The 17,377-nt window shown below is 49.2% G+C and carries 20 protein-coding genes and 1 pseudogene; 12 read left to right on the top strand and 9 right to left on the bottom strand.

Annotation, left to right across the window (positions count from 1 at the left end; all coding sequences use genetic code 11):
• Together H6F72_RS23490 and recR are read left to right on the top strand one after the other, a co-directional pair.
• Positions 1-270, top strand: a pseudogene (locus tag H6F72_RS23490) (photosystem II q(b) protein); the annotation flags it as partial.
• A 235-nt stretch (positions 271-505) separates the two neighbouring features.
• Positions 506-1,123, top strand: a complete 618-nt coding sequence (recR, locus tag H6F72_RS23485) for a recombination mediator RecR (RefSeq protein ID WP_190441547.1) — start codon at positions 506-508, stop codon at positions 1,121-1,123.
• 58 nt (positions 1,124-1,181) lie between these two features.
• Here the strand turns inward: recR and H6F72_RS23480 are convergent, their stop codons facing one another.
• A complete protein-coding gene (locus tag H6F72_RS23480) occupies positions 1,182-1,754 on the bottom strand; it encodes a response regulator (protein WP_190441546.1) in 573 nt (190 codons plus the stop codon).
• Positions 1,755-2,231: 477 nt separating this feature from the next.
• Here H6F72_RS23480 and lipA point away from each other — a divergent pair, with 477 nt between their 5' ends.
• Positions 2,232-3,182, top strand: a complete 951-nt coding sequence (gene lipA, locus H6F72_RS23475; protein WP_190441545.1) for a lipoyl synthase — start codon at positions 2,232-2,234, stop codon at positions 3,180-3,182.
• Positions 3,183-3,325: 143 nt separating this feature from the next.
• Entirely contained in the window at positions 3,326-3,478 is a 153-nt protein-coding gene (locus tag H6F72_RS23470; RefSeq protein ID WP_190441544.1) for a photosystem I protein PsaX, read from the top strand.
• Positions 3,479-3,526: 48 nt separating this feature from the next.
• Here the strand turns inward: H6F72_RS23470 and H6F72_RS23465 are convergent, their stop codons facing one another.
• Positions 3,527-4,426, bottom strand: coding sequence for a branched-chain amino acid ABC transporter permease (locus tag H6F72_RS23465; RefSeq protein ID WP_190441543.1), 900 nt, complete (start codon positions 4,424-4,426; stop codon positions 3,527-3,529).
• 179 nt (positions 4,427-4,605) lie between these two features.
• Between H6F72_RS23465 and H6F72_RS23460 the strand changes: the two genes are divergently transcribed.
• On the top strand, positions 4,606-4,977 hold the full coding sequence (locus H6F72_RS23460) for a hypothetical protein (protein ID WP_190441542.1): 372 nt from the start codon (positions 4,606-4,608) through the stop codon (positions 4,975-4,977).
• A gap of 48 nt (positions 4,978-5,025) precedes the next feature.
• On the opposite strand, the gene H6F72_RS23455 is transcribed toward H6F72_RS23460, so the two are convergent.
• The 4 genes from H6F72_RS23455 to H6F72_RS23440 form a co-directional block, all read right to left on the bottom strand.
• Positions 5,026-5,514, bottom strand: a complete 489-nt coding sequence (locus H6F72_RS23455) for a CYTH domain-containing protein (RefSeq protein ID WP_190441540.1) — start codon at positions 5,512-5,514, stop codon at positions 5,026-5,028.
• On the bottom strand, positions 5,514-6,500 hold the full coding sequence (locus tag H6F72_RS23450; RefSeq protein ID WP_190441538.1) for a PfkB family carbohydrate kinase: 987 nt from the start codon (positions 6,498-6,500) through the stop codon (positions 5,514-5,516). Before H6F72_RS23450 ends, H6F72_RS23455 begins: the two co-directional genes overlap by 1 nt.
• 231 nt (positions 6,501-6,731) lie before the next feature.
• A complete protein-coding gene (locus H6F72_RS23445; protein WP_242017095.1) occupies positions 6,732-7,148 on the bottom strand; it encodes a DUF4168 domain-containing protein in 417 nt (138 codons plus the stop codon).
• A 69-nt stretch (positions 7,149-7,217) separates the two neighbouring features.
• Positions 7,218-7,550, bottom strand: coding sequence for a hypothetical protein (locus tag H6F72_RS23440; RefSeq protein ID WP_190441534.1), 333 nt, complete (start codon positions 7,548-7,550; stop codon positions 7,218-7,220).
• Positions 7,551-8,104: 554 nt separating this feature from the next.
• Between H6F72_RS23440 and H6F72_RS23435 the strand changes: the two genes are divergently transcribed.
• Genes H6F72_RS23435 through hisS form a run of 3 tightly spaced genes read left to right on the top strand, consistent with a single transcriptional unit; the run spans position 8,105 to position 10,042 of the window.
• Positions 8,105-8,380: a LuxR C-terminal-related transcriptional regulator gene (locus tag H6F72_RS23435; protein WP_190441532.1), complete on the top strand. Its 276-nt coding sequence runs from the start codon at positions 8,105-8,107 to the stop codon at positions 8,378-8,380.
• Between the two features lie 26 nt (positions 8,381-8,406).
• Positions 8,407-8,706, top strand: coding sequence for a hypothetical protein (locus tag H6F72_RS23430; protein ID WP_242017094.1), 300 nt, complete (start codon positions 8,407-8,409; stop codon positions 8,704-8,706).
• Positions 8,707-8,737: 31 nt separating this feature from the next.
• On the top strand, positions 8,738-10,042 hold the full coding sequence (hisS, locus tag H6F72_RS23425) for a histidine--tRNA ligase (protein WP_190441530.1): 1,305 nt from the start codon (positions 8,738-8,740) through the stop codon (positions 10,040-10,042).
• Positions 10,043-10,176: 134 nt separating this feature from the next.
• Here the strand turns inward: hisS and H6F72_RS23420 are convergent, their stop codons facing one another.
• Positions 10,177-10,419, bottom strand: a complete 243-nt coding sequence (locus H6F72_RS23420; RefSeq protein ID WP_190441529.1) for a hypothetical protein — start codon at positions 10,417-10,419, stop codon at positions 10,177-10,179.
• Positions 10,420-10,730: 311 nt separating this feature from the next.
• Here H6F72_RS23420 and H6F72_RS23415 point away from each other — a divergent pair, with 311 nt between their 5' ends.
• The gene (locus tag H6F72_RS23415; RefSeq protein ID WP_190441527.1) at positions 10,731-12,332 is read left to right on the top strand and encodes an Hsp70 family protein; all 1,602 of its coding nucleotides are present in this window, start codon (positions 10,731-10,733) and stop codon (positions 12,330-12,332) included.
• A gap of 20 nt (positions 12,333-12,352) precedes the next feature.
• Here H6F72_RS23415 and H6F72_RS23410 read toward each other — a convergent pair whose 3' ends face one another.
• Together H6F72_RS23410 and H6F72_RS23405 are read right to left on the bottom strand one after the other, a co-directional pair.
• Entirely contained in the window at positions 12,353-12,871 is a 519-nt protein-coding gene (locus H6F72_RS23410; RefSeq protein WP_242017093.1) for a L,D-transpeptidase, read from the bottom strand.
• 84 nt (positions 12,872-12,955) lie between these two features.
• The gene (locus H6F72_RS23405; protein ID WP_190441525.1) at positions 12,956-13,603 is read right to left on the bottom strand and encodes a bifunctional 4-hydroxy-2-oxoglutarate aldolase/2-dehydro-3-deoxy-phosphogluconate aldolase; all 648 of its coding nucleotides are present in this window, start codon (positions 13,601-13,603) and stop codon (positions 12,956-12,958) included.
• A gap of 340 nt (positions 13,604-13,943) precedes the next feature.
• Between H6F72_RS23405 and H6F72_RS23400 the strand changes: the two genes are divergently transcribed.
• The 3 genes from H6F72_RS23400 (at position 13,944) to H6F72_RS30420 (ending at position 17,179) form a co-directional block, all read left to right on the top strand.
• Complete coding sequence (locus H6F72_RS23400; protein WP_190441523.1) at positions 13,944-14,843, top strand: DUF2382 domain-containing protein; 900 nt, start codon at positions 13,944-13,946, stop codon at positions 14,841-14,843.
• Positions 14,844-15,027: 184 nt separating this feature from the next.
• The gene (locus tag H6F72_RS23395; RefSeq protein WP_190441549.1) at positions 15,028-16,011 is read left to right on the top strand and encodes a DUF2382 domain-containing protein; all 984 of its coding nucleotides are present in this window, start codon (positions 15,028-15,030) and stop codon (positions 16,009-16,011) included.
• A gap of 211 nt (positions 16,012-16,222) precedes the next feature.
• Positions 16,223-17,179, top strand: a complete 957-nt coding sequence (locus H6F72_RS30420; RefSeq protein WP_190441522.1) for a YsnF/AvaK domain-containing protein — start codon at positions 16,223-16,225, stop codon at positions 17,177-17,179.
• Positions 17,180-17,377: the final 198 nt, after the last annotated feature.

Here is a 17,377-nt window from a genome sequence, read left to right as displayed (position 1 = left end):
CACTTCTTCTTGGGTGCATGGCCTGTGATTGGCATCTGGTTCACGTCCTTGGGCATCAGCACGATGGCGTTCAACCTGAACGGGTTCAACTTCAACCAGTCGATCATTGACTCCCAGGGTCAAGTGATTGGCACCTGGGCCGACGTACTGAACCGCGCGAACCTGGGAATGGAAGTGATGCACGAGCGCAACGCTCACAACTTCCCCCTTGACCTGGCTGCGGGCGAAGCTGCTCCTGTAGCACTAGGCGCACCTGCAATCCACGGTTGATCCGAACTCAACTGGCAGGGTGAGACTTGCCCCTTGAGCCAAAACTCCCTTAATCGTTAAAAAAGCGCTCTCCACACAGAGGGCGCTTTTTTCATTAGTCTAGAAATAGAAGTAGGTGACGTGCGAGAGGGGGCTTAGACGGGGTGAGTGCCTTTTGCGCCCTAAGCTTCACTCACAAGCGATCGCCAGAATTTTTGTGAGTCGAGCAACTTCAACCGTTATGATTTGAGCTTGGATGAATTTAGGAGGCAGTCCCACGGTTTACGCACGTCCCTTAGCTCGCTTAATTGAGCAATTACAGCGCTTACCAGGTGTGGGGCCTAAAACCGCGCAACGGCTCGCTTTACATATTCTCAAACGTCCAGAAACCGAGGTTCAAGCGCTGGCTCAAGCTTTGATGGAAGCCAAGCAACAAATTGGCCTGTGTTCTGTCTGTTTTCACCTGTCGGCTGAACCTGTTTGTGAAATTTGTCGCACCGCGAATCGCGATCGCACCACACTTTGCGTTGTTGCCGATTCACGAGATGTCATTGCAATTGAAAAAACACGAGAATATCGCGGTAAATATCACGTGTTAGGAGGTTTAATTTCACCAATGGATGGAATCGGTCCCGACCAACTCTATATCCATCAATTGGTCCGGCGAGTCAGCCAAGAGAGAGTTCAAGAGGTCATTCTAGCCATTAGCCCTAGTATTGAAGGTGAAACTACCACCCTGTATGTCGGCCAGCTATTAAAGCCGTTTACAAAAGTGACTCGAATTGCCTTTGGCTTGCCGATGGGGGGCGATTTGGAGTATGCCGATGAGGTGACATTGGCAAGGGCACTAGAAGGCCGACGGGAGTTGGACTAGAAGTTAGGTTTATGGCAATAAAACGGTAGGCGATCGCCCCTCGCCTGCCTGCCATAGACTACTTGAGCTTTTGCTTGATGAAAGTGACAATCTGCGTTAGTTGTTTCTTCAACCCATCAATTTCTGCCTGCATCTTGGCAACCTTCTCATTCAGCGCTTGAATCTCCGCGGCCGAGGCCCCCGACTCGGCAGGTGCTGCGGTTGCCGTGGTTGCTGCGGGTGTGGCTACGGTTGCGGCGGCTTGTACCCGTGGTAGTTTCGCTTTAGCCATCGAGGCTTTAATCGCTTCAATGAGCTCTTTCTGCTCGAAAGGCTTTTCAATAAATTCGAAAAACTCAAAGGGCTCAGGGATTTTCTCGGTTACTTCTTCCCGACGCCCTGACATCACTACTAGGGGAATGCTCTGTAAGTCTGATTGGTTCTGAATCTGTTGAAAGACCTCCCAGCCGCTCATTCGAGGCAGCAGGAAATCTAGCATGATCAGGTTTGGCCGTTCTTGCCGGATTAAGTTGAGACCTTCAACCCCATCTTTGGCTTCGAGAACTTCAAAGTTACCTTTGGGTAACATGTCTCGCACTCGCATCCGAATGACTCTGCTGTCATCAATAACTAGGATCTTGTGACTTGCCACAACTGACTCCTTAGGGGGTGATTCAAGGTTTAGTGAAGATTTAGATTATTATTTCTCGACCGTCCTGCTGTTTGATCCTGTTGGAGGATAACCTCAGGTGAAGAATTAATCAATGCACAGTGTAGTAGAGAAAATTGGTATACATCACTCAAGTGATGTTAAGTATAGGCATAGTGGTAATTCTATGACACCATAAACCAGCGTAGCTTCTGCAAGTGAAATTACTCTAATTTCAGTTGAGTGAGACTCCTGTTTGGCGGTGTTGGCATAGGATAGGCATTCTAATATGCCCAAAATTCCTCAGAATTGATCTCAAAGCGATCGCACTACCATTAGATTTTGGTAGATTGCGTTTTGGCTCGTGCCGCTATTATCAGTGACGGGAAAGGTCAAAATTGCAGTTTCGACAACAAGTTCTAGAATTTGTGATTAGACCCTTTAATTACCCGACTGCTGGCTTGAGCCATCTAACGTTTTATGCCTTCCGAAATAGAGCCAACTCTGCAGCCAAGTTTGACGAACGCATCTACTGCTGCTCGTCGTTCTGAAATTATCAGCATGCCGGAATGGCTCCGGCGACCTGTGGGTAAGGCGAGTGAGATTTCTACGGTTCAGAAGATTATTAAGCAGCGGCAAATTCATACGATTTGCGAAGAGGGGCGATGCCCGAATCGAGGAGAGTGTTACGCCCAAAAGACAGCAACCTTCCTGCTGATGGGGCCTATCTGTACTCGTGCCTGTGGCTTTTGCCAGGTGGATAAAGGTCATGCTCCCATGCCACTTGACCCTCAAGAACCAGAGAAAATCGCTGAATCAGTTAATCTGCTGGGGCTGGAGTATGTGGTACTGACTTCAGTTGCGCGAGATGACTTGGCGGATCAAGGAGCGGGTTGGTTTGCAACGACAATGGCGGCGATTCGCAAAACTAATCCCAACACACAAATTGAAGTGCTGACACCTGATTTTTGGGGTGGGCGAGCGACTGACCTAGAGGTGGCAGAGATGCAGCGGCAGCGGATTGCGACCGTGGTAGCGGCTCAGCCTGCTTGCTTCAATCATAACATTGAGACGGTGAAGCGTTTACAAGGTCCAGTGCGACGCGGTGCCAAGTATGAGCGATCGCTGCAAGTGCTGCAAGTCGTGAAACAGCTCAACCCCCAGATTCCTACCAAATCTGGCCTAATGCTAGGGCATGGGGAAACCGAATCAGAGGTAATAGAGGCTATGCAAGATTTGCGAACTGTAGATTGCGATCGCCTCACTCTGGGTCAATACATGCGCCCATCCTTAGAACACTTGCCTGTCCAAAAATATTGGACACCCGCAGAATTTGAGCACCTAGGCGCGATCGCTCGTGCAATGGGTTTTTCTCATGTGCGTTCTGGTCCCTTGGTGCGTAGTTCCTACCACGCTGGGGAGGCGGTTTAGCCAGTTGGTGAGGTAGCAGCGGGCTCTTCCGTGGGATTGAGAAAATCTTCGCCAAAGCAAAATAAAATCTGCCTACTGGCGCGTGTGCTCGACCTAGCCTCTTTGGTATTTCTGTTTAGTAGAGTTACACAAGGAGCTTGTTTATGAGCGCTCAAGCAGTGAAATCATCGGTTAAAACCAAAGCAGTTGTGGATGAGTCTAAGCCCCCTTATCCCTACCGCACCATTGTTAGCTTGATTCTCTTAGCTGGCAATTTCCTGGTTGCAGCTATTTACTTCCATGCCATCAACCCATAGTGACCTGAGACTTCTGCTTTGGTCTGCTTGGTTAAGCGCTAGTGTTACTCAAATCGTGCCTTTAAATAAGCCTTGTGGCCGTACGAGTAGCACTAGCACCATGATCAATAAAGCTACTCCCAGCTTGTATTCAGTGGGTAACCAGTAGGTGCTGACTTCCTGCGCCACTCCGATAATTAAAGCGCCCGCGATCGCGCCGTAGGGATTGCCAATTCCGCCTAAAATGACTGCCGCAAACATAGGCAAAATGAGAAACCAGCCCATGTTGGGACGTACTGCGGTAATCAGGCCATACATACCACCACCCAGCGCCGTAAGGCTGCCAGCGATCACCCAAGTCCAGATTACAACTTGATCTACGTTGATCCCTGACACCCGCGCTAAATCGATGTCATCCGCCACAGCCCGCATCGCTTTACCAATCTTGGTGTTTTGTAAGAGGTAATGCAGGCCCAAAATCACTAGAATCGCTAGGCCGACAACAATCAGGCGATAGTAAGCAATTCGAATCCCAAACAGGCTAACGGCAGAAGCGACGGGCAAGTCATAGTTTTGATTCCCCCCGCCCCAGAACAAAATAATGCCGTTGCGAAGAAACAGAGCTAGACCGATGGAAATGATGATGAGGGTGGTGGAGGAAGCTCGGCGATCGCGCATGGGCGACCACAGCAGTTTTTCGGTAAGCAACACTGCCAAAATAGTCCCGACCACACCCAGGATTACAGCCAGCCAAATATTTATACCAAAACCGTTGGCTAAGAGCGTCAGGTAAGCTCCTAGCGTGAGGAAATCACCGTGGGCAAAGTTCGCTAAGCGCAAAATGCCATAGGTGAGTGTGAGACCGACAGCTGCCAGAGCAATAATGGAGCCGACTGCAATGCCGTTCACAATGAGTTGAGCCAACTGCTGACTGAGGAGCTGACCCGACAGCTGAGCCAATAAATCCATAGTTTTGGTAACCGTCACATGTTCTATCGCTCTGATTGTCCCTAAACCAGAGCCGTTTGGAAAGCCAACTCAACCATCAATCTGAGTTGAGCCGACTCCTTTGTTTAATAGAATCCTTGGAGCACCTGCCTGCCTAGCGCGGAATAATAGGGCGATCGCAGATATAGGCAGAGACAATCATGAGACTGCAAAATTCTCAATTACTCTTATTTACCAGTTTCCTAACGCTGTTTTGTGGCGGTGGGGCGTTACTTTTCTTTTTGTATTTCGGAACAGCTTTAAGCCAGGAAGACGACACACCAGACATTTTAAGATCTGCTTTGCAGATGGAGCTAACTCATGCTGATATTACGGCGGTAAAGTCCAACCCAAAACGCTTGTTGGTTCGCTCCTTCTCTGCTTTAAAGACCCATCTAGAGCAACGAGGTTGGACTTGGGTAGACCAAATGGGATCGCTTGTCGTCTACCGCCAAGCAGCTCAGCAGCTAAATGCGAATTGCGCTATGTACTCCCGAAGCTACATGCTCTGTGATCTAAGCGAAGTTCCGTAGAGGTTTCAAGCTTCAGCCAAGTAGCATCTGTGAATCCCATCCTCACTCTTACCAACGGCTGTAAGGATGCTTCGCTAAACTGGCGTTGAAGTAACGGGGATCGTCGGAGACTTCTTCTCCAACCCAATCGGGCAAGGTAATAGCTTGGTTCGTATCGCTCAGTTCGACTTCCGCCACCATTAACCCTTGATTTTCTCCCGCAAACTCATCCACTTCCCAAACCAAGTTGTCCCAAGCAACTCTATGGCGAGTTTTTTCGATTAGAGGTGGCTCACAAAGCTGATCGAGCATCGCTTCCGCATCGGCTAGCGGAATGCTGTACTCAAACTCCGAGCGAGAATAGCCGACTGTGGGGCCTTTGATCGTGATGAACCCGCGATCGCCCGCAACTCGAATTCGCACAGTCTTACTGACGCTAGAAGAAATGTAACCCTGTCGATAGCGGGTGCTGCTGAGCAACGTGGGATCAGAGCGCTGCTGAAATTGCTGCCACTCCTCTGGTTTAACGAGAAATTTACGCTCGATTTCGGTAGCCATTAGCCAGATAGTTGTTGATTGAGGTAGAGAAAAGCCTCAACTTCCGCTGGTGTGGGTTGAGCCGCGATCGCTCCTGGTCGTGTGGTGGTTAAAGCGCCGACTGCACTGGCGTAGGTCACGACTTTTTTAGCTGTTTCGGGATCGCTGAGGCTTTGCAACCCATTTTGAGCGACTTGGTGCAGAAAACCCGCAACAAAGCTATCACCTGCGCCTGTGGTGTCTTCTGATTCCACGTCAAAGGCATTTAAGTGACCTTCATGCCCGCCCAAGTAGTAAGCGCAGCCTTTGGCTCCAGCCGTCACCAGTACACTCTCGGTATTGCCTAGACGATGGGCGATCGCGCCGGGATCAGCGGTACCGAATAACCACTCTGCCTCCTCATCCGCGAGCTTGAGAAAGTCAACTCGCTTGAGTAAATCTTGAATGATGGCAGGTGCAATTTCTGGATCAGGCCAGAACATGGGTCGCCAGTTTACATCCACTAATGTCTTAACGTAATGCTGCTCTGCTAGCTGCAAAGCCCGTTCTGTAGCAGCTCGGCTCTCTGGGTAGGCTAGCTCCAAGGTACCTAACACCAAGAAGTCGGCTGACTCAAACAAGTCCACTGGTAGTTGGTCAGCTTGTAGGTGAGTATCGGCAAATTCTGCGGTATCTAAATCACCAAACCCAGAAAAAATGCGATCGCCTGTCTCTGAGCGCAACACATAAACTTGGCGCGTAGGAGCCGTGGGATGACGCTGCACCCCTTTGGTATCTACGCCCACAGTTTGCAACAGTTGGACTAAATTTGCTCCTGGCTCATCTTGACCCACACAGCCAACGAACCCAGCACTTGTGCCGAGCTTGACCAGTGCACAAGCGACGTTTGCTGGAGCCCCACCAGGATAGGGAGTCCAAGACTCTACCTGCTCTAGCGATCGCCCTGGTTGATTCGCCAAACAGTCAAACAAAACTTCGCCAAGACAGAGAACCCGCGGGTGAACCACACCAACACTCCTTCTCAACTTTTCCCAACCAGATCAAATGCCGCCCTAGGGTGACGTCTCTTAGTTACATTGCCGTTTTTTAGCAATTAAAACCGCAATTTCGCTAAGTTAGGGTCTTATACAGACAGCAGACCCCAGATTCAGGACTTAACTCAGGAACTTGTAGGCTCAGAAGTTACCCTAGATGCCTACCATCATAGGGTTGAATGCCAACTTTCTGACTTCTAGGCATTACTCATTGGCTTCCTGAAGCTGAGCTGCTACTCGCTCCCCAAATTCTGAATCTGTATTAGCCAAACCCAATAATTGCAGATATTCAGTTTTAGTTAATCCCGCCGCCGCAATAATTGCTAGAGCTTCGGTTTCAATTTCTCGTTGAACTCGCAGCGATTCTGATTCGGTTTCAGCTCCCTGGAGTTCCCCTTCTCGCCGTTCAATCAGGTCCAGCACTTGTAAAAAGGCATGAACGAATTGGTTTACCTTCTCAGACGGAATATCGTTAGAGTCTAGGTTGCTATGGCTGGAAGCAGGTTGTTCTGGAGAGAGTTCTACACTGATTGGAGTCGTGGGCAACGATTGCGCCCAAGCGATCGCCGGGCTACTCCAAACTGCCACAAACAAGCCAGCTACTACCAATAGAGATAGCAATCTAGCGCACCAAGAGATTAGTGAAAATTCGACCGAGCGGGACAAGGGCATTTACTGAAAAACCGTAGTTTAAGCAACGGTTCCAACTAGGCTAGGCGTTAAGGACTCTGCTAAAGATGGTTCACTTTCGGCCCAAGGTGAACGCAAGCTAATCCAGAGGACGTAGCGCTGATCTGTGAGGGCCGTATTGCGATCGCTAACGCAAGTAATGACCGTTTGGATACCTTGTTGAGCGAGGGCACAGCCTAAGCTGTAGGCATGGTTACGCCGCTGGAGACTGAAAGTTCGAAAGTGACGAAACAATTCGCTTTGGTAACGCATGCCATCATGCATGACGTTCTGGTGCCAAAATTTGAAGTATGACGAACTCTGTTGCTCAATGACGACCAGTGGTTGCAGCATAGCGACGGTACTCCTCAATCGAGAATGTGGCGTTTGGCAGAGGATTTAAAGATTTTTTGAAATTCAGCGAAACTGTAAGCCTAGGGTCTACTTCCTAAGACTTTGACTGCGCTTCAGGCAAATCGGCTCGAATAAATCTCGAGTAAATACTGTCAAGACAGCTCAGAACACACATACGTTTTGAGCTAGTAGTCTCAGTTTTTCAACGATTTAATCACTACGCAAGCAACCAAAACAGGAACTTGCTGAGTTCCTATTCCGAATTACCTCATCTAGAGTAAAAGAACGTCGGAAAACACCAATGTATCGATGGATACAACTGTATTTTCTTTACTAGAAATTCAAGCTTCTTCAGGCGATCGCTGTAAAACTTTGAGGAAACTTTATGATTGTTTACTATTTTCGGCCTTGCTCTTTGCTTACACCCGATTTATAGATTTCGGGCCATCCGCTCAAAATCTAGCGATGAAACCCTCTGAACCTGGGGTGTTTGCCAAAATTGCCTCTAGAATTAAAGTGAGGGATAAGTAAATATACACGGATAGGAATAGTTTATGTCTGGTGTCGAGTCTCAGAACCACGGAGTCCTCTCAGACCGAGAGTTGCAAGTAATTGAACTAGTGGCTGCTGGCTTGACTAACCAGGAGATTGCAGAAAAGTTGGCAATTAGCAAGCGCACAGTTGACAACCATATCAGTAATATTTTGACTAAGACTGCTACAGAGAACCGTGTGGCGCTGGTAATGTGGGCGTTGCAGTGGGGTAAGGTCTGCCTGAATGACGTGAACTGTTGCGTTTTGCCTTCTGCCAATGACGAAGTGATCTCTTAAGCGTAAGTTCAGATTAAGTTCAGATCATGATGCAAACTGCTAACAACCAACAGTTGCGCTACGAATTCTACAATCCCACTTTACCTTTGGCTGTGTATCGCGAAGTTGTGGCCCACTTACATCAAGTTAGTGGGGTGAAAGCGGGACTGCTACCACAACCAGCCAAAGATTTTGACTACACCTACAGTCAAGTGGGTGGCTTGTGGCTAGAGTATCCGTTAGAGGCTGACCAACCTGAGCTAAGCCAAGGAATGCGACGACGGATCGATCAGATTTTGGCCTACTATAGCGATCGCTATGGTGCTTGGAAAGCCCAGCAAGATTAACGATCTTTTTGTAATTGGAACCTGATTGGGAATGGGCGCGATTCAAGCATTACGCGGAACCCGTGATATTCTGCCGGATGAAGTTAAGTACTGGCAACAAATAGAATCAGTAGCCCGGACGATTCTCAGTCGAGCTGCTTATCAAGAAATTCGCACCCCCATCTTCGAGCAAACGGAGTTGTTTGAGCGAGGCATTGGCGAAGCCACGGATGTGGTGGGCAAGGAGATGTACACCTTCAAGGATCGCGGCGATCGCTCAACGACGCTGCGACCGGAAGGCACGGCTGGGACAGTTCGCTCATTTATTGAACACAGTCTGCACGCGCAAGGCGGGGTGCAACGTCTCTGGTACACCGGACCCATGTTTCGCTACGAGCGCCCTCAAGCAGGGCGACAGCGCCAGTTTCACCAAATTGGGGTGGAGGTTTTAGGAAGTGCTGACCCCCGTGCCGATGCGGAGGTAATAGCGATCGCTACAGACATTCTTAAGACTCTAGGTTTGAGTGATTTACAACTACAGCTCAACTCGGTGGGCAATGCAGATGATCGTCAGCAGTACCGAGATGCACTGGTCGCCTACTTCACTCCCTATAAGGAAGAGTTAGACCAGGATTCGCAAGATCGCTTAACTCGCAATCCGCTCAGAATTCTAGATAGTAAGGATAGGCGAACGCAGGCGATCGCGCAAAACGCACCCAGCATTCTCGAGTATTTAGGTTCTGATTCCAAACGGCACTTTGATCAAGTTCAGCAATCCTTAACTGACCTAGGCATTGCTTACCAACTCAACCCTTGTTTAGTGCGGGGCTTGGACTACTACACCCACACAGCCTTTGAAATTCAGTCTGCTCATCTAGGTGCCCAAGCGACGGTGTGTGGTGGGGGTCGCTATGATGGCTTGGTTTCGCAGTTGGGTGGTCCTAATACGCCAGCGGTTGGTTGGGCGATCGGGCTAGAGAGGTTAGTGTTGCTGCTACAGCAACTAAGCGCTGCCCCTCAATCAACGCTAGATTTCTATTTAGTGTCACGGGGCGATCGCGCCGAAGCTCAAGCTCTAGTTCTGGCCCAAAAACTACGTCAGACTGGATTTGCGGTGGAACTAGACCTAAGTGGTAGCGCTTTTGGTAAGCAGCTCAAACGAGCCGATCGCAGTGGTGCTCTGGCTTGTCTAATTTTGGGTGACGCAGAAGCAGAGAACCAAACTATTCAAATCAAGTGGTTGGTTTCCGGAGAACAACAAGCGATCGCGCAGATGGAGTTAATTAGCAGCTATCAGCAGTTGCAGCAGCGCATCACGGAGTTTCGTACCCAAGAACCAGCTAAGGCGGCTCAGTAGCTAACTCGCAAAAAGTTAATCACGTTTTAACAGAGTTTATGGGGGTGCTGATTTGGCGATCGGTACCCTTCGCTGTAGGCATTAGCACTCTAATCTCTATGTAGCTTTCTAGGCAGCCTACCTAATTGCACAACTCAAGTTCGGTTTACGGGTGCCCAAGGCAGTAGCTTGAAAGAAGCTGGCTTGAGGAAGAGCCAACTGATAAATAAAAAGGTAGCCGTCAGGAGCTGCGTCAGGTCAACAGCAGAGAGGGAGCCATCTGCAAGAGAAGCAATGCTTCTGTCAGTAATGCCAAATAACCAACATGAAACTCCTAGGAGCCAAATGCCATTCCTGAGAGTGTTCAAGGAATCGTCTGAAGGACGTCCGCTATCCATGATTGAGGCCGTTTCCTAACTAACTGGGTGAAACATCGGCGCTACTGCTTGAGGACGACTAGACTACCTCAGAGCCGTTGTTACTTTCATGTTAAGAAATGTTCTGAGTACTTGCCATAGATCCAAGGATATACATTCGATTTGTCGACTGGATGACTATGGTGCTATATGTCGTGATCCCAAATGGGGTGAAATTCCTTGAGACTCCAACCCTGATGGAGAGTCCAGGTGAACAGAAATTAGGATAAAATTTGCGTCGGTTCAACTTCAGTAGATTTGTCGAGTTCCCATGCCTGGGAAACAGAAACTGAATGGATATTGCAATTGATTTTGGGACTAGCAACACAGTTGTCGCTCGTTGGAATCGCGCTACGCAACAGCCAGAAACCCTTGCCTTACCAGGCTTATCACTGCGGCTAGGGCAAAATCCACCCCTCATTCCTAGCCTGCTCTATGTAGAAGATGCCGCGAAGCAAGAGGTAGTGTTGGGACAAGCTGTGCGCGATCGCGGCCTCGACCTCAGCAGCGACCCTCGCTTTTTTCGCAATTTCAAGCGGGGGATTGGGGCAACCATTCAGGGGTTCGTTCCAGAACTGGATGGTCAGCAAGTCACCTTCGAGCGCGCAGGCACTTGGTTTCTGACTCAAATCATTGAAGAACTCAAAACCAGTTATCCAGAAGTGAAAGAATCGCTGGTGTTCACAGTGCCAGTCGATAGTTTTGAAATCTATCGCAACTGGTTAGGGCAAATCTGCCAGTCGCTACAAATCGAGCAAGTCCGGATGCTGGATGAACCAACAGCAGCAGCCCTCGGTTATGGTCTGGCGGATCAAGAAATTCTATTAGTGGTTGACTTTGGTGGCGGCACCCTAGACCTGTCCTTGGTGCGTTTAGATTTAGGCCGACAGGCTAACAGCAAGCCTTTGGGCTTCATTTTGCAGTGGGGTCAGAAATCTTTGGCCGACAGTATCAGTCAACGACCCAAAACCGCTCGTGTTTTAGCTAAAGCAGGACAGAATCTGGGCGGAGCTGATATTGATCACTGGTTGGTCGATTATTTTGCGGCGACGCAAGGGTTAGCGGCTACCCCTCTCACCACTCGGTTAGCAGAGCGCCTAAAAATTCAGCTATCGCTCCAATCCCAAGCCAATGAGGTTTACTTTAACGACGAAACTTTTGAAAGCTACGAACTAGCCCTCGATCGCGATCGCTTTGAGTTGATTTTGCAGGAGCATGAGTTCTTCGATCGCCTGGATGACAGTATGACTCAGGTGTTGCGCCAAGCTAGACAGCAGGGCATCGAAATTGAGGATATTAGCGGTGTGTTGCTGGTGGGAGGAACCGCGCAAATTCCCGCAGTTCAAACTTGGGTCCAGCAATATTTTGATGTTGCCAAAATCCGCTCTTCTAAACCATTTGAGGCGATCGCTCAAGGCGCGTTGCAGTTGAATCAAGGCGTGGAGCTGAAGGATTTTCTCTACCACAGCTATGGAGTGCGCTACTGGGACCGCCGCCAAAATTGCCACAACTGGCATCCCATCGTGAAATCAGGCCAACCCTATCCTATGACCGACCCTATAGAACTGGTGCTGGGGGCTTCTGTGGAGGGCCAACCTAGCATCGAACTAATTTTGGGCGAAATGGGGGCTGAGTCTGGCGGTACAGAAGTGTACTTTGATGGCGATCGCCTCGTGACTCGCAGCTTAGCTAGTGGCCAAACTCAAGTGCAACCGCTGAATGACCGGGAGGGTGCCCGCACCATTGCGCAACTCACACCGCCCGGCTATCCAGGCAGCGATCGCATCAAGGTTCTGTTTCAAGTCGATGCCCAGCGTTTTCTGCGGATGACAGTCGAAGATTTATTGATGAATCAAACTTTGCTTGACGATCAACCTGTCGTTCAACTCAGTTAACTCGGTTGACTCAGTAGACTTCAAGAGTGCACTACGACCGGAGTACCCACCGTGGCCCAATCAAAGAGCCAATTGGCATGATTCACGGCCACGTTGACACAGCCATGACTTACGGGTGTGCCGAAGCGGTGGTGCCAATAAGCGCCATGAATAGCGTAGTTGCCAGAGTAATACATCGTGTAGGGCACATCAGAAATATCGTAATCGCTGCCTCGCATCCGGGCTTGGCGATGCTTTGTTTGAATGGCAAACGCACCTGTACGGGTTGGCGTTGAGGACTTACCTGTAGAAACAATGATGGCGTAAACCGGAGTTTGGCCCTCCCAAGCAATCAAGCGCTGGGATGAGAGGTCAATTTCAATCCACCGCCGATCCGACTGACGCAATGTTTGCATCTTTTGCCCCAGTGGACTGACTTGTTGAGCGGAGACCCTAGTAGTCCAGATGGATTCTGGCCCCAACACTGCTAATGCCAGTGCAGTACTCAACCAAATCTGGCTCCAACGTCGCTGCCGCTTTGAACGGGTCATGCTACCCATCGTTCTGACCTCCTAGCCAACGAGAGGAATGTTTGTAATGTTGCTGATGCACCCTGATTGGCTATTTTCTATATTCACCATAAATCATGAAATAGAGACATTGGCAACTTGCTGACAAAGAATTCTTGCTTGTTGCGCGATCGCTGGCCAATTCCCTGCTTGAATTGCTGCTGCTGGAAATAAATTACCCGATAATCCCACGGCGATCGCTCCAGCGGCCAAAAAGTCTTTGGCATTCTCGACAGTGACGCCGCCCGTCGGGATGAGGGGAATCTGACCGAGTGGCCCTTGCAAATTACGGATATAAGTAGCGCCTCCAACTGCCTGCACCGGAAAAACTTTGACGCTACTGGCTCCCGCTTGCCAAGCTGTGACAATTTCCGTAGGCGACAAAGCCCCCGGCACAATGGGCACGCCTTGCTGCAAAGCGAGCTGAATCAAGCCAAAATCGACATGAGGGGTAAACAAAAATTGTGCTCCTGCTGCGATCGCCGATTGTAACTGCGCCCGAGTTAGCAAAGTGCCTGTGCCAACTAAACAGTTAGGTAACTCTGAGCGTAGCGACGCAATCAATTCGGGCGCGCGATCGCTATTCCAAGTAATTTCGATTAATCGCATCCCTCCCATTGCGACTGCTCGCGCCATCTGTTGACCCAGCTCAAAGGTAGGGGCACGAATGACTGCGATCGCTCGCTCTTGTTTTAGGGTGGACAACCAAAAAGACTCAGACATATTTACTGTTAATTCAACTGAAACAAATGCCACGGACCGCAGATTTCTAAGATTGCCTAAGTTTTATTGAATTTAACGAATACTCACCCTTACGACGTACCAATTTGCGTCGAAAAGTTATCTTAATCACTATTTCTAAATAAAGCCCTTTTGGCGTGGCTAACCTTTTGTGCACCTGAATCTTGGCTTTTAGCTTTGTTTTTGCGATGAACAATTTTACTCAGTTCTTAGAAAAAACAGCTTATTTTAAGTCAGCCATCTGGGAGATGCAGCTTAGCTATTATCTTTCTAATCTGGTGGGTGAATGGAAGTCGTTTTAAACATTACTTAGGAGCACCCTATGGCTCTCACAAAACTTGAAAGCTATTACCCAGATTACAAAGATCATAACAATGGCGATGACATCAAATCCTTAGATGTTTATGCCCAAAATGACAAGGTTGGCTCAGTCAAAGACGTTTTAGTAGATGAGCGTGATGGTAAGTTCCGCTATCTCGTCGTTGACACCGGCTTTTGGGTACTAGGTAAGAAAGTATTGCTTCCCATTGGCTTGGCTCAAATCGACTACACGCAGCGTCGCGTTAACGTCAGCACCTTGACTAAGGAACAAGTCGAAAACTTGCCAGAATTCACTGACGAGCTCAAAATCGACCAGGACTACGAAGAAAACGTTCGGGGAGTCTATCGCCCGACGGCAACTGGTACAACTGGCACTGCCAGTACTGCTGCTAGCACCGCTACCACTGCTAGCACTGCGGGCAAGGTACCTTTTAACCGCGATACCTACGACTACAAGCAAGATGCTGCGTTATATGACCTGAACGAGCGTGACCATCAAACTCTACGGTTATACGAAGAGCGCTTGATCACTAACAAGCAGCGCCAGAAGACTGGGGAAGTGACAGTTGGTAAGCACGTTGAAACCGAAACTGCTCGGGTTTCCGTACCTGTAGAGAAAGAGCGAATCGTGATTGAGCGCAGCACTCCCACTGGGGCAGGCACTCCTGTTGCTCCTGGGGATGCAGCTTTCCAAGAAGGCACTGTAGCTCACGTCGATCTCTATGAAGAAAGAGCTGACGTACATAAGGAAGCCTTTGTACGCGAGCAGGTCAACATCCGTAAGGAAGTAGATCATGAGACGGTAACTGCTGAAGAGCAGATCCGCCGTGAAGAACTAGACATTGACGATGCAGGCCGCGGCATCATCGACAAAGGCACCACCAATCGCGATCGCCGCTAAACCATCCTGAATCTTTAGGCCTCTGCTAGGCCGCTAATCAGATTCAGTCTACTTCAGTCTACAAAGTGCAGGGAGGGTCAACCTGCCTGCACTTTTCAGTACTTCTCGCGATCGCCTCTTTCCCAGAGAACTCATGAAGCGAAATGAGGCGATCGCCACTATTAACCCCTTTAGGAGCAACTCTATGGCTCTTTATAAACTTGACGATTATTACCCTAACTACCGTCAAGAACTTTTTGATGGTAATGATGTCAAAGGGCTAGATGTCTATACCGAGAGTGATGAGAAAGTTGGCAGTATTCACAACGTTTTAGTAGATGACGAAGGTCACTTCCGCTACCTCGTTGTAGACACAGGTTTTTGGGTTTTTGGCAAAAAGGTGTTGCTGCCAGTAGGCCGTTTTCGGAGCGATCCCCAAGCACAACGGATCTACACAATTGGCTTAACCAAGCAACAAGCAGAAAACTTGCCAGAGTACCATGACAATCTAGTCGTAGATTATGACTACGAAGAGCGCGTCCGAGGCGTTTATCGGCCTGCCAGTTTAGATGCCTCGACCCCCCTAGAAGCTTCGGCTCCGCTTGAGGCCTCCCTGCCTTTAGAGAACACTTACGCTCAAGGCACTACCTATCGGACTGCTAGTGCCGCTCCAGTCGAGCGGTCTGCTCCTGTAGAAAGACCTGCGGCAGCTAGTGCTCGTCCAGCTTATGATTATCGCCAAGAACCCGCTCTCTACAACATGAATGAGCGGGATCACCAAACCATTCAGCTCTATGAAGAGCGCTTAGTTGCTAACAAGCATCGTCGCAAAGCTGGAGAAGTTGCTGTTGGTAAGCATGTCGAAACTGAAACGGCTAGAGTGGCAGTGCCCGTTGAGCGCGAACGAATCGTCATTGAGCGGACCAACCCGACTAATCTAGGGACCTCGGTAACGCCAGGCACCGCTGACTTCCGCGAAGGTGAGATTGCCCGCATGGAAGTTTACGAAGAAACTGCGGACGTGCATAAGGAAGCTTTTGTAAGAGAACAGGTCAATATTCGCAAGGAAGTTGAGCGCGATACTGTCACCGCAGAAGATCAAATTCGTCGCGAAGAACTAGACATTGATACCCAAGGTCGTCCCATCCGGGATAACCGCCCAGGCAGCTCTCCTCGCGATCGCCGCTAAACTAACCGCTTCTCATGACTTAATCATGACCTAGATGGATGACTCATCTCATGGAAGCGCTAATCAAACGGTGCAGGTAGAGCAACCTTAGCTCTGCCTGCATTTTTTCACCCGACTGTTTCTACTGCATCACATTAGATTTTGGGGTTGATTGGGTTGAACAAACCCGACCAACATAACCCTAACCAGCAACTATTTAAGCGGGTGTCTTATGAGTAACTCCCTATTTCCAGATCACTCCACCTCTGATAAAAAACAAGCCCGTCTGGATACTTTGGTGACCAAGGTACGTGACAAGCTGAAGAACTTTGCTGTTAAAGACCAGCATGGTGAGTTAGTTGGTGAAGTGCGAGATGTGCAGCTTACAGCCGACCGCCAGCTTCAGTTTTTGGTTTCTCTACCAGACGCGCATAAGGGCTTTCGTCTGGTTTTGCTGACTAGCAAGTCTATTCACAGTATTGATTCTCCAAACCGCTCAGTGTTGACTCACTTGAGCGCGGCGCAGATGGCTCAACTACCCGAATCTTCGCTACCTGCCACTGGAGAGGCCGCATCTTCAACGCTACCCTCCAAGCCTGTGACATTACCTTTCGAGTCCAATAGCCAACCTAACTCTCAACAAAGTTCTAATTCAACTTCAAATCCTATGGAAAGTTTCACTGATTCAACCCCAACTTCAAACTCAACTCCTCTTCCACTCCAGAACTCGCTGGAGTCCGATCGCGTGAATGATACAGCGATTCCTCATGTAGTGGAAGAAGAAGCGATTCGCTTGCTGGAAGAGCGCTTGGTTGTAGATCGTAGCAAGCATAAAATTGGTGAAGTAATTGTTCGCAAAGCCATTGAAACTCAGATTGTGGAAGTTCCAGTACGCCGCGAAAAGCTGATTGTGGAGCAAATTAGCCCGGAACATCGGCAACTGGCAGAAATTGATTTGAGCCAGGGCGACCTCACAGCGGTGGAACTAGCCAATGCGATGTCTGCTGATAGCCAACAGTCTGTGGTGCGCGGTGAGTTTACTTCTCCTGGGGCAGCTAGCCAATTCCTCGATGCAATCGCCAAAACCCATCGTCACGGCTGCGAAAAAATCCAAGTTGAAATCGTCTTATCTGATCCGAATTTGCAAGAAACTTACGCGAATTGGTTGGCGCAATACGCTGCTCATTAATCTCAAACCATAAAAAGTCAAACAATAAAAGGCGTTGCACAATAGTAATATGATGCAGCGTTGAGGGTCTCCTGATGCAATGTCTAGACTGTCAATCCACTCACGTCGTCAAAAACGGTCGCCGTCAACAGCAGCAGAACTACTTGTGCCGTCAGTGCTCTCGTCAGTTCCTGGATGCTTACCAGCCCAAAGGCTATC

The sequence above is a fragment of the Trichocoleus sp. FACHB-46 genome (assembly GCF_014695385.1).
GTDB lineage: Bacteria > Cyanobacteriota > Cyanobacteriia > FACHB-46 > FACHB-46 > Trichocoleus.
Note: the sequence above shows the minus strand (reverse complement) of the source record. Positions and strands in the feature narration are given on the sequence as shown.

Coding starts and splice junctions, on each gene's coding strand:
- recR (WP_190441547.1), top strand. CDS start 506: ATGAATTTAGGAGGCAGTCCCACGGTTTACGCACGTCCCTTAGCTCGC.
- lipA (WP_190441545.1), top strand. CDS start 2,232: ATGCCTTCCGAAATAGAGCCAACTCTGCAGCCAAGTTTGACGAACGCA.
- H6F72_RS23470 (WP_190441544.1), top strand. CDS start 3,326: ATGAGCGCTCAAGCAGTGAAATCATCGGTTAAAACCAAAGCAGTTGTG.
- H6F72_RS23465 (WP_190441543.1), bottom strand. CDS start 4,426: ATGGATTTATTGGCTCAGCTGTCGGGTCAGCTCCTCAGTCAGCAGTTG.
- H6F72_RS23460 (WP_190441542.1), top strand. CDS start 4,606: ATGAGACTGCAAAATTCTCAATTACTCTTATTTACCAGTTTCCTAACG.
- H6F72_RS23455 (WP_190441540.1), bottom strand. CDS start 5,514: ATGGCTACCGAAATCGAGCGTAAATTTCTCGTTAAACCAGAGGAGTGG.
- H6F72_RS23440 (WP_190441534.1), bottom strand. CDS start 7,550: ATGCTGCAACCACTGGTCGTCATTGAGCAACAGAGTTCGTCATACTTC.
- H6F72_RS23435 (WP_190441532.1), top strand. CDS start 8,105: ATGTCTGGTGTCGAGTCTCAGAACCACGGAGTCCTCTCAGACCGAGAG.
- H6F72_RS23430 (WP_242017094.1), top strand. CDS start 8,407: ATGATGCAAACTGCTAACAACCAACAGTTGCGCTACGAATTCTACAAT.
- hisS (WP_190441530.1), top strand. CDS start 8,738: ATGGGCGCGATTCAAGCATTACGCGGAACCCGTGATATTCTGCCGGAT.
- H6F72_RS23420 (WP_190441529.1), bottom strand. CDS start 10,419: ATGGATAGCGGACGTCCTTCAGACGATTCCTTGAACACTCTCAGGAAT.
- H6F72_RS23415 (WP_190441527.1), top strand. CDS start 10,731: ATGGATATTGCAATTGATTTTGGGACTAGCAACACAGTTGTCGCTCGT.
- H6F72_RS23410 (WP_242017093.1), bottom strand. CDS start 12,871: ATGGGTAGCATGACCCGTTCAAAGCGGCAGCGACGTTGGAGCCAGATT.
- H6F72_RS23405 (WP_190441525.1), bottom strand. CDS start 13,603: ATGTCTGAGTCTTTTTGGTTGTCCACCCTAAAACAAGAGCGAGCGATC.
- H6F72_RS23400 (WP_190441523.1), top strand. CDS start 13,944: ATGGCTCTCACAAAACTTGAAAGCTATTACCCAGATTACAAAGATCAT.
- H6F72_RS23395 (WP_190441549.1), top strand. CDS start 15,028: ATGGCTCTTTATAAACTTGACGATTATTACCCTAACTACCGTCAAGAA.
- H6F72_RS30420 (WP_190441522.1), top strand. CDS start 16,223: ATGAGTAACTCCCTATTTCCAGATCACTCCACCTCTGATAAAAAACAA.